Here is a 10953-nt window from a genome sequence, read left to right as displayed (position 1 = left end):
GTGATGCGGAAGGGGCGGGCGAACAGCTCGCTCATGCGCGCCTCGAAGGCGGCGCGCGCCACGTCCGGCACGCGCTGGCACCAGCTGATGCCGAGGATGCCGGGCCGCCGCTCCAGGTAGCTGCGCGCCACGCGGGTGAACTCGTCGTGCGTGGGACCGGCGGCCGCGTCGTCGTCGAGCGCGCGCGCCATCGCGTACAGGAAGCGCTCGTGCTCGGAGAACTCGGCCTGCATCAGGTCGCCGGCGCGCTGGGCCTTGAGCTGGAAGCTCTGCATGTGCTGGGCGCGCTCCCACTCCTGGGCCTCGTGGTAGATGGCGATGAAGGCCGCCGAGGACAGCAGCAGCGGCACGCCGAGGATCCAGCGGCGCCGCCACCACAGCGCGCGCGGCTGGCCGATGGCCACCCAGCACAGCGGCGCAGCCAGCAGCACGCCGATGGTGTCGCCGATCCACCAGCTGGCCAGGATCTGGCCGAAGTTGCCGCCGCCGTTCAGGCCGAGCGCCCAGCGGGCGCCGAGCGCCGTGGCGGCACTGATCACGCTGACGGTGGGCGCCAGCAGCAGGAAGCCGAGCACGCTGCGGCCGGTGGCGAGGCCGGGGTCGAGATAGCGCCGGAACAGCGCCGCGCCCACGCTCACCTGCAGCAGGTCGGCCAGCGCCGTGACCCCGGCCTGCGCGGTGCCGGCGGGCGTGAATGGTATCTGGTGGGACCAGTGGATCCAGGCGTCCAGCAGGAACGAGCCGACCAGCATGGCGGGGATGACACGGCGGCCGTAACTGAGGAAAAACGCGAACAGGACGCCGGCCGCCGGGAAGAACGGCGACGCATACCCCGCGGACAGCGCCAGCTGCAGCCCGCCAATCCCGGTCAGCAGGTACAGCACGAGCAGGCAGCCATTTGCCGCCAGCGCGCCGCGCCATCCGGACCTGCTCCCCATGTGCTCTCCTGTGTGCTGAGCTGTTTTTGCCGAGCCGCGTTGCTGAGCCGTTTGTGAATCTTCGTTACCGCGTTCGGTACGGGCTTTGGAACCGATACTAGCCGAACGGCCCGGATGGGGACGTACGCCAGTGCACGCGGGCCCGTGCGTGCGCGGCGCACGCGCAGATCGCCCTTGCGGAAGCGACACCCCATCGCTTACAATCTCGTCCCGAAGCAACGGTCAACCTGTTTCCCCGGGTTTGGTTCGGGTGGAATCGGTTGACAGTTTTTTTTAGTTGCTTCATACTCTGCGGTTCTTCGCGGTGGGGTGGCCGAGTGGTTAAAGGCAGCAGACTGTAAATCTGCCCTCTCTGAGTACGCTGGTTCGAATCCAGCCCCCACCACCAAAAGAAGAGACTGCAGCAGTCGGCAGTGAAGTGATGTGGACCTCGCGGGTGTAGCTCAATGGTAGAGCTGAAGCCTTCCAAGCTTAAGACGAGGGTTCGATTCCCTTCACCCGCTCCAGCAGTGTCTATGCAGCCCTTGTAGCTCAGTGGTAGAGCACTCCCTTGGTAAGGGAGAGGCCACGTGTTCAATCCACGTCAAGGGCACCAGAATTCCAGTATCACCTAGTAGTAACGTTAATTTGACATCGTCAGGCGGTTGCCTGGGAATTTCATCTCGTTAGGAGTCTAAAATGGCAAAAGAGAAGTTCGAGCGGACCAAGCCGCACGTGAACGTCGGCACCATCGGTCACGTCGACCACGGCAAGACGACCCTGACCGCAGCAATCGCAACCGTGCTGGCGAAGAAATTCGGCGGTGAGGCCAAGGCCTACGACCAGATCGACGCGGCGCCGGAAGAAAAAGCACGCGGCATCACCATCAACACCGCGCACGTCGAGTACGAGACCGCGAACCGCCACTACGCGCACGTTGACTGCCCGGGCCACGCCGACTACATCAAGAACATGATCACCGGTGCCGCCCAGATGGACGGCGCGATCCTGGTCTGCTCCGCCGCTGACGGCCCGATGCCGCAGACCCGCGAGCACATCCTGCTGGCCCGCCAGGTGGGTGTTCCGTACATCATCGTGTTCCTGAACAAGTGCGACCTGGTCGACGACGCAGAACTGCTGGAACTGGTCGAAATGGAAGTGCGCGAGCTCCTCTCCAAGTACGAGTTCCCGGGCGACGACCTGCCGATCATCAAGGGTTCGGCCCGTATGGCGCTGGAAGGCCAGGCTGGCGAAATGGGCGAAGACTGCATCATGCGTCTGGCCGAAGCCCTGGACACCTACATCCCGACCCCGGAGCGTGCGGTTGACGGCGCCTTCCTGATGCCGGTGGAAGACGTGTTCTCGATCTCGGGCCGCGGTACCGTGGTGACCGGTCGTGTCGAGCGCGGTATCATCAAGGTCGGCGAAGAGATCGAAATCGTCGGTATCGTCGACACCGTGAAGACCACTGTGACCGGCGTGGAAATGTTCCGCAAGCTGCTGGACCAGGGCCAAGCCGGCGACAACGTCGGTCTGCTGCTGCGCGGCACCAAGCGGGAAGACGTCCAGCGCGGCCAGGTGCTGGCCAAGCCGGGCTCGATCAAGCCGCACACCGACTTCACCGGCGAGGTGTACGTCCTGTCGAAAGACGAAGGCGGCCGCCACACCCCGTTCTTCAACAACTACCGTCCGCAGTTCTACTTCCGTACCACGGACGTGACCGGCTCGATCGTGCTGCCGGCCGACAAAGAGATGGTGATGCCGGGCGATAACGTCTCGATCACCGTGAAGCTGATCGCTCCGATCGCGATGGAAGAAGGCCTGCGCTTCGCAATCCGCGAAGGTGGCCGTACCGTCGGCGCCGGCGTGGTTGCCAAGATCATCGCCTAATCAGCGATATCCGTTGTAAGCCGCCAAGGCCGGCCCAACCGGCCCTGGCGGATTAACTGCGACCCGCATCTTTCCACCGGCTGCAGCCTGTGTTAGAATGCGCGGTTCATTGAAGCAGTTCGTAGGGGCGTAGCTCAATTGGCAGAGCGTCGGTCTCCAAAACCGAAGGTTGGGGGTTCGATGCCCTCCGCCCCTGCCACCTAATAAGGTGCAGGGCACCGAAAGTAAATAATGTCGAATCAATCCGTGCAGACCGTTAGCACGTCGGGCGACAAGCTGAAAGTCGCTTTGGCAGTGGTTGCAGTGATTGCAGGCATCGTCGGGTTTTTCTTCCTGGCCGGTAAACCAGCTATCGTGCGCGCAGGCGCGCTCGTGGCTGGTTTGCTCGTTTCTGCCGCAATCCTCTGGACCTCCGCCACCGGCCGTGATTTCCTGAATTTCGCCAAAGAAGCCGTTCGTGAGACCAAGAAGGTCGTCTGGCCGACCCGCAAGGAGGCCACCCAGATCACGATGATCGTGTTCGCCTTCGTGCTGCTCATGGCGGTCTTCCTGTGGGGTACGGACAAGACGCTCGAGTTCCTGCTGTATGACGTGATCCTGGGTTGGAAGAAATGATGAGCGAGAACGTTAACGACACCGGCGACGCCGGCGCAGAGAAGCCCGAGCAGGATGTCAGCCAGATGCTGACCCAGCCGACCGGCAACAAGCGCTGGTATGTGGTGCACGCCTACTCCGGCATGGAGAAGAGTGTGCAGCGCGCGCTGACCGAGCGCATCGAACGCGCCGGCATGCAGGAACAGTTCGGCCGCATCCTGGTTCCGACCGAAGAGGTCGTCGAAGTCAAGAATGGCCAGAAGTCCGTGACCGAGCGCCGCTTCTTCCCGGGCTATGTGCTGGTCGAGATGGAAATGACCGACGAGACCTGGCACCTGGTGAAGAACACCAACAAGGTGACCGGCTTCATCGGCGGCAAGTCCAACAAGCCGACCCCGATTCCGGCGCGCGAGATCGAAAAGATCATGCAGCAGATGCAGGAAGGCGTCGAGAAGCCGCGGCCCAAGGTGCTGTACGAAGTGGGCGAGCAGGTGCGTATCAAGGATGGTCCGTTCACTGACTTCAACGGCAACGTCGAGGAAGTCAACTACGAGAAGTCCAAGGTGCGCGTCTCGGTCACCATCTTCGGCCGCGCGACCCCTGTCGAACTCGAGTTCGGTCAGGTCGAAAAAGTTTAAACGCTATTTGGTGCGTGGATCTCTGATCCGAAACCATCCCGAGGAGCCCCGCCAACGCGCGGGGCGTTACTACTCAATAGTCGAGGAGTGCCGAAATGGCAAAGAAAATCATCGGCTTCATCAAGCTGCAAGTGCCAGCTGGTAAAGCCAACCCGTCCCCTCCGATTGGCCCGGCCCTGGGTCAGCGCGGCCTGAACATCATGGAATTCTGCAAGGCGTTCAACGCGCAGACCCAAGGTATGGAACCTGGCATGCCGATCCCGGTGACCATCACCGCGTTCGCGGACAAGTCGTTCACCTTCAAGATGGCGACCCCGCCGGCCACCTACCTGATCAAGAAGCTGTCGGGTGTGCAGAAGGGTTCGGCCAAGCCGCATACCGACAAGGTCGGCAAGCTGACCCGCGCACAAGCGGAAGAAATCGCAAAACTCAAGAACCCGGACCTGACCGCCGCTGACCTCGAAGCAGCCGTGCGTACGATCGCTGGTTCCGCCCGTTCCATGGGCATCACGGTGGAGGGCATCTAATCATGGCCAAACTCTCCAAGCGCGCCAAGCTGATGAAAGAGAAAGTCGACCGCAACAAGCTGTACGCGTTCGACGGTGCAGTGTCGATCGTGAAGGAATTCGCGACCGCCAAGTTCAACGAATCCATCGACGTGGCTGTCCAGCTCGGCGTGGACCCGAAGAAGTCCGACCAGGTGGTCCGTGGCTCCGTGGTTCTGCCGGCCGGTACCGGCAAGACCGTTCGCGTGGCCGTGTTCGCCTCGGGCGACAAGGCTGAGGCAGCGAAAGCCGCCGGCGCCGACGTGGTCGGTATGGAAGACCTGGCCGAGCGCGTGAAGGCCGGCGACATGCCGTTCGACATCGTGATCGCGTCGCCGGACACCATGCGTATCGTCGGTACCCTGGGCCAGATCCTGGGCCCGCGTGGCCTGATGCCGAACCCGAAGGTCGGCACCGTGACCCCGGACGTGGCGAATGCCGTCAAGAACGCCAAGGCCGGCCAGGTCCAGTACCGTACCGACAAGGCGGGTATCGTGCACGCCACCATCGGCCGCAAGTCGTTCTCGGACGCCGATCTGAAGACCAACCTGGTCGCACTGATCGAAGCCCTGAACAAGGCCAAGCCGGCGACGTCGAAGGGCGTGTACCTGCGCCGCGTGTCCCTGTCGTCCACCATGGGCGCGGGCGTGCGTGTGGATCACACCACCCTGAACGCAGCACAGTAAAGAATCAAGTCCTCTCGTATCGGTGATATGAGGGGCGAATCTTTGGGCGGCCTGTGATTCGAAGTTTGAATCACTGGCCGGCAATCAAAGACCGTTGGGCCGGAAGCAGTGCAGTTTGCTGGCGGAAGGTTAATAGCAGCAGGCAGGCTCCCAACGCAGATGGTGTACCCGATCAAGTTTAAGTAGTCCATGTGGCTCCTAAAACCTCGGACGCCGTTGTTCGAACCGATGCGAGGCATCCGCCCCGCATCAATTAAGGAGGTTGACCGTGGGTCTCAATCTGAATGACAAAAAGGCCGTCGTCGAAGAAGTTTCCGCGAAAGTAGCAACCGCGCAAACGATCGTCGTGGCTGAGTATCGTGGCATCCAGGTGAGTCATCTGACGCAACTTCGTGCCAAAGCGCGTTCCCAAGGGGTGTACCTGCGCGTGTTGAAAAACACGCTCGCACGTCGCTCCGTCGAGGGTACGCAGTTTGCTGGCCTGGCCGATTCGATGACCGGTCCGCTGATCTACTCGATCTCGGATGACGCCGTTGCAGCCGCTAAAGTCCTGTCGGACTTCGCGAAAACCAACGACAAGCTGGTCCTCAAGGCAGGTAACTACGCCGGGAAAAACCTGGACGTGGCGGGCGTCAACGCCCTGGCAAGCATCCCGAGCCGTGAAGTCCTCATCGCCATGCTCATGGGCGTTATGCAGGCTCCGGTCTCTGGCTTCGCACGTGGTCTGGCTGCTCTGGCAGCCAAGAAGGAATCCGAAGGCGCTGCCGCCTAAGGTGTTCCTCGCGAACGATAACAAACCTGTAGTACTACTTTAAAAAATTTGGAGTTACAAATGGCTATTAGCAAAGAAGATATCCTGGAAGCAGTCGGCGCGATGTCCGTGATGGACCTGAACGACCTGGTCAAGGCTTTCGAAGAGAAGTTCGGCGTGTCGGCCGCTGCAATGGCAGCCCCGGCAGCTGGTGGCGGCGCCGGTCCGGCAGCTGCTGCTGAAGAGCAGACCGAGTTCAACCTGGTGCTGGCTGAAGTCGGCGCGAACAAGGTCGGCGTCATCAAGGCCGTCCGCGAAATCACCGGTCTGGGCCTGAAAGAAGCCAAAGACCTGGTCGACGGCGCACCGAAGGTCGTGAAAGAAGCCCTGCCGAAAGCAGACGCAGAAGCCGGCAAGAAGAAGCTGGAAGAAGCTGGCGCCAAGGCCGAGCTGAAGTAATTCGCTGTACCAGGCGAGTTGCGATTCGCCTCGGAGTCAAAGCCCGCACCGCTCCCTTGCAAAAGGGGGCGGTCGGCTTTGGCTCTTTTGTCGTCTCTGCGTTGTGAGGACGGCAAGTTTGGCGTCGAGCTGACGTCAAAAGCCTAAAAAGAAGCGCGAGCCTTGTCAATCGTGCCTTGTATTGCGTAAGACCAGCAGCATAGTAGTTAGTTCCTCTTTTCATCCGGCCGAGAGCGCGAGTGTTGAGGAATGGGTTGTGGAATCCGCCACTGCAGCCCACTCCTGAATACTCATCCTTTCTGTCACTCACGGAGTGTCCATGCACTACTCATTTACTGAGAAGAAACGCATTCGCAAATCGTTCGCGAAGCGCGCCAACGTTCACAACGTTCCGTTCCTGCTGGCCACCCAGCTCGAATCCTACGAAAACTTCCTGCAAGCGGACACCGCGCCGACCACGCGCAAGAACGAGGGCCTGCAATCGGCCTTCAGCTCCATTTTCCCGATCGTTTCGCACAACGGCTTCGCACGCCTGGAGTTCCTCTCCTACGTGCTGGGCGACCCCGCGTTTGACGTCAAGGAATGCCAGCAGCGCGGCCTGACCTTTGCCTCGCCGCTGCGCGCCAAAGTGCGCCTGGTGATCCTGGACAAGGAATCGCCGACCAAGCCGGTCGTGAAAGAAATGAAGGAACAGGAAGTGTACATGGGCGAACTGCCGCTCATGACCGCCAATGGCTCGTTCGTGATCAACGGCACCGAGCGTGTGATCGTCTCCCAGCTGCACCGTTCCCCGGGCGTGTTCTTCGAGCACGACCGCGGTAAGACGCACTCGTCCGGCAAGCTGCTGTTCTCGGCCCGCATCATTCCGTACCGTGGCTCCTGGCTGGACTTTGAATTCGACCCGAAAGACATCCTGTTCTTCCGCGTCGACCGCCGCCGCAAGATGCCGGTGACCATCCTGCTGAAGGCGATCGGGATGACCAACGAGCAGATCCTGGCCAACTTCTTCGTGTTCGACAACTTCAAGCTGCGCTCCGAAGGCGCCGAGCTGGAGTTCGTCCCTGAGCGCCTGCGCGGCGAAGTCGCGCGCTTCGACATCGTCGATGCCAAGTCCGGCAAGACCATCGTGGTCAAGGACAAGCGCATCAACGCCAAGCACGTGCGCGACATCGAAGCCGCGGGCATGAAGCACATCTCGGTGCCGGAAGACTACCTGGTGGGCCGCGTGCTGGCCAAGAACGTAGTCGACCCGGAAACCGGCGAAATCATCGCCAGCGCCAACGACGAGCTGACCGACGAGCTGCTGGGCAAGCTGCGTGATGCCAACATCACCGACCTGCAGACCCTGTACACCAACGACCTGGACCAGGGCGCGTACATCTCCTCGACCCTGCGCACCGACGACACCGCCGACCAGACCGCCGCCCGCATCGCGATCTACCGCATGATGCGTCCGGGCGAACCGCCGACCGAAGAGTCGGTGGAAGCGCTGTTCAACGGCCTGTTCTACAGCCCGGAGCGCTACGACCTGTCGGCCGTGGGCCGCATGAAGTTCAACCGCCGCATCGGCCGCGACGAGCTGACCGGCGCCATGACCCTGTCGAACGACGACATCCTGGCCGTGATCAAGATCCTGGTCGAGCTGCGCAATGGCCGCGGCGAAGTCGACGACATCGACCACCTGGGTAACCGCCGCGTGCGCTGCGTGGGCGAGCTGGCCGAGAACCAGTTCCGCGCCGGCCTGGTGCGCGTGGAGCGCGCCGTCAAGGAACGCCTCGGCCAGGCCGAAGCGGACAACCTGATGCCGCACGACCTGATCAACTCGAAGCCGATCTCGGCTGCGATCCGCGAGTTCTTCGGTTCGTCCCAGCTGTCGCAGTTCATGGACCAGACCAACCCGCTGTCGGAGATCACCCACAAGCGCCGCGTGTCCGCACTCGGCCCGGGCGGCCTGACGCGGGAACGCGCCGGCTTCGAGGTGCGCGACGTGCACCCGACCCACTACGGCCGCGTGTGCCCGATCGAAACGCCGGAAGGCCCGAACATCGGCCTGATCAACTCGCTGGCACTGTATGCCCGCCTGAACGAGTACGGCTTCCTCGAGACCCCGTACCGCAAGGTCGAGAACTCGGTCGTGACCGACAAGATCGACTACCTGTCCGCGATCGAAGAAGGCCGCTACATCATCGCTCAGGCGAACGCGACCATCAACGCCGAAGGCAAGCTGAGCGACGAGCTGGTGTCCTCCCGTGAAGCGGGCGAGACCATCCTGGTGTCGCCGGAGCGCGTGCAGTACATGGACGTGGCCCCGGGCCAGATCGTCTCCGTCGCCGCCTCGCTGATCCCGTTCCTGGAGCACGACGACGCGAACCGTGCACTGATGGGCGCCAACATGCAGCGCCAGGCCGTGCCTTGCCTGCGCCCGGAAAAAGCCTTCGTCGGTACCGGCATCGAGCGCACCGTGGCGGTGGACTCGGGCACGACCGTGCAGGCGACCCGCGGTGGCCTGGTTGACTACGTCGACGCCGGCCGCGTGGTGATCCGCGTGAACGACGAAGAAGCGCAAGCGGGCGAAGTCGGCGTGGACATCTACAACCTGATCAAGTACACCCGTTCCAACCAGAACACCAACATCAACCAGCGTCCGATCGTGAAGGTCGGCGACCGTGTGGCCCGTGGCGACGTGATCGCCGACGGCGCGTCCACCGACCTGGGCGAACTGGCCCTGGGTCAGAACATGCTGGTGGCGTTTATGCCGTGGAACGGCCTGAACTTCGAGGACTCGATCCTGATCAGCGAAAACGTCGTGAAAGACGACCGCTACACCTCGATCCACATCGAAGAGCTGTCGGTGGTGGCCCGTGACACCAAGCTGGGCGCGGAAGAAATCACCCGCGACATCTCCAACCTGGCCGAGAACCAGCTGGCCCGCCTGGACGAATCCGGCATCGTGTACATCGGTGCGGAAGTGCAAGCCGGCGACGTGCTGGTCGGTAAGGTGACCCCGAAGGGCGAGACCCAGCTGACCCCGGAAGAGAAGCTGCTGCGCGCGATCTTCGGCGAGAAGGCCTCCGACGTGAAGGACACTTCGCTGCGCGTGCCGTCCGGCATGGTCGGTACCGTCATCGACGTGCAGGTGTTCACCCGTGAAGGCATCCCGCGCGACAAGCGCGCTCAGCAGATCATCGACGACGAGCTGAAGCGCTTCCGCCTGGACCTGAACGACCAGCTGCGCATCGTGGAAGGCGACGCCTTCCAGCGTCTGGAAAAACTGCTGGTGAACAAGACCGTCAACGGCGGTCCGAAGAAGCTGGCCAAGGGCGCCAAGATCACCAAGGACTACCTGGACGATCTGGACAAGTTCCACTGGTTCGACATCCGCCCGGCCGACGACGACGTCGCCACCGCGCTGGAAGCCATGAAGGAATCGATCGCCGAGAAGCGCCACCAGTTCGACCTGGCCTTCGAAGAGAAGCGCAAGAAACTGACCCAAGGCGACGAGCTGCAGCCGGGCGTGCAGAAGATGGTCAAGGTCTACCTGGCCGTCAAGCGCCGCCTGCAGTCGGGCGACAAGATGGCAGGCCGCCACGGTAACAAGGGTGTGGTCTCGCGCATCGTCCCGGTGGAAGACATGCCGTACATGGCGGACGGAACCCCGGCCGACATCGTGCTGAACCCGCTGGGTGTGCCTTCGCGTATGAACGTCGGTCAGATCCTGGAAACCCACCTGGGCTGGGCGGCCAAGGGCCTGGGCCTGCGCATCGGCGAGATGCTGCAAGCCAAAGCCAAGGTCGAGGAGCTGCGCAAGTTCCTGAACCAGATCTACAACGAGACCGGCAAGAAGGAAGAGATCGACAGCTTCAGCGACGAGGAGATCATGGATCTGGCCTCCAACCTGAAGAACGGTGTCCCGTTCGCGACCCCGGTGTTCGACGGCGCCCACGAGACCGAGATCAAGCGCATGCTGGACCTCGCGTATCCGGACCACATCGCCAAGAACCTGGGCATGACCCCGTCCAAGAACCAGGTCACGATGTACGACGGCCGCACCGGCGAAGCGTTCGAGCGCAAGGTCACCGTCGGCTTCATGCACGTGCTGAAGCTGCACCACCTGGTGGACGACAAGATGCACGCCCGTTCGACCGGCCCGTACTCGCTGGTGACGCAGCAGCCGCTGGGTGGTAAAGCCCAGTTCGGCGGCCAGCGCTTCGGTGAGATGGAGGTCTGGGCACTGGAAGCCTACGGTGCCTCCTACGTGCTGCAGGAAATGCTGACCGTGAAGTCCGACGACGTGAACGGCCGTACCAAGGTGTACGAGAACCTGGTCAAGGGCGACCATGTCATCGACGCCGGCATGCCGGAATCCTTCAACGTGCTGCTGAAGGAAATCCGCTCGCTGGGTATCGACATGGACTTGGAACGCAATTGATGAAGTGATGAGCTGAAGCGGGGTGCGGGGCGCGCAGCGCGCTC

General features: G+C 62.3%; 9 protein-coding genes and 4 tRNA genes. 12 read left to right on the top strand and 1 reads right to left on the bottom strand.

Going from position 1 to position 10953, the window contains the following annotated elements; translation table 11 throughout:
• A partial coding sequence (locus E4L96_RS05005; protein WP_181017585.1) for an MASE1 domain-containing protein occupies nucleotides 1-938 on the bottom strand: 938 nt, incomplete at its 3' end.
• A 303-nt stretch (nucleotides 939-1241) separates the two neighbouring features.
• Here E4L96_RS05005 and E4L96_RS05000 point away from each other — a divergent pair.
• The 12 genes from E4L96_RS05000 (at nucleotide 1242) to rpoB (ending at nucleotide 10909) form a co-directional block, all read left to right on the top strand.
• A tRNA-Tyr gene (locus E4L96_RS05000) sits at nucleotides 1242-1326 on the top strand.
• Between the two features lie 44 nt (nucleotides 1327-1370).
• A tRNA-Gly gene (locus E4L96_RS04995) sits at nucleotides 1371-1444 on the top strand.
• A 14-nt stretch (nucleotides 1445-1458) separates the two neighbouring features.
• Nucleotides 1459-1533, top strand: a tRNA-Thr gene (locus E4L96_RS04990).
• Nucleotides 1534-1616: 83 nt separating this feature from the next.
• Nucleotides 1617-2807 carry an elongation factor Tu gene (gene tuf / locus E4L96_RS04985; protein ID WP_135206123.1) on the top strand — a complete coding sequence of 397 codons (1191 nt, stop codon included), beginning with the start codon at nucleotides 1617-1619 and terminating at the stop codon, nucleotides 2805-2807.
• 123 nt (nucleotides 2808-2930) lie between these two features.
• Nucleotides 2931-3006: transfer RNA gene (locus E4L96_RS04980), tRNA-Trp, on the top strand.
• A 32-nt stretch (nucleotides 3007-3038) separates the two neighbouring features.
• Complete coding sequence (gene secE, locus E4L96_RS04975; protein WP_135206122.1) at nucleotides 3039-3422, top strand: preprotein translocase subunit SecE; 384 nt, start codon at nucleotides 3039-3041, stop codon at nucleotides 3420-3422.
• Nucleotides 3422-4039, top strand: coding sequence for a transcription termination/antitermination protein NusG (nusG, locus tag E4L96_RS04970; protein WP_135206121.1), 618 nt, complete (start codon nucleotides 3422-3424; stop codon nucleotides 4037-4039). Before secE ends, nusG begins: the two co-directional genes overlap by 1 nt.
• A gap of 95 nt (nucleotides 4040-4134) precedes the next feature.
• Nucleotides 4135-4566: a 50S ribosomal protein L11 gene (rplK, locus tag E4L96_RS04965; RefSeq protein WP_135206120.1), complete on the top strand. Its 432-nt coding sequence runs from the start codon at nucleotides 4135-4137 to the stop codon at nucleotides 4564-4566.
• Nucleotides 4567-4568: 2 nt separating this feature from the next.
• Nucleotides 4569-5270, top strand: coding sequence for a 50S ribosomal protein L1 (gene rplA, locus E4L96_RS04960; RefSeq protein WP_135206119.1), 702 nt, complete (start codon nucleotides 4569-4571; stop codon nucleotides 5268-5270).
• A 262-nt stretch (nucleotides 5271-5532) separates the two neighbouring features.
• On the top strand, nucleotides 5533-6042 hold the full coding sequence (rplJ, locus tag E4L96_RS04955; protein ID WP_181017584.1) for a 50S ribosomal protein L10: 510 nt from the start codon (nucleotides 5533-5535) through the stop codon (nucleotides 6040-6042).
• 60 nt (nucleotides 6043-6102) lie between these two features.
• Entirely contained in the window at nucleotides 6103-6480 is a 378-nt protein-coding gene (rplL, locus tag E4L96_RS04950; protein WP_135206117.1) for a 50S ribosomal protein L7/L12, read from the top strand.
• A 319-nt stretch (nucleotides 6481-6799) separates the two neighbouring features.
• Nucleotides 6800-10909, top strand: a complete 4110-nt coding sequence (gene rpoB, locus E4L96_RS04945) for a DNA-directed RNA polymerase subunit beta (protein WP_135206116.1) — start codon at nucleotides 6800-6802, stop codon at nucleotides 10907-10909.
• Nucleotides 10910-10953 lie beyond the last annotated feature (44 nt).

The sequence above is a fragment of the Zemynaea arenosa genome, from assembly GCF_004614185.1.
Taxonomy (GTDB): domain Bacteria; phylum Pseudomonadota; class Gammaproteobacteria; order Burkholderiales; family Burkholderiaceae_D; genus Telluria; species Telluria arenosa.
Note: the sequence above shows the minus strand (reverse complement) of the source record. Positions and strands in the feature narration are given on the sequence as shown.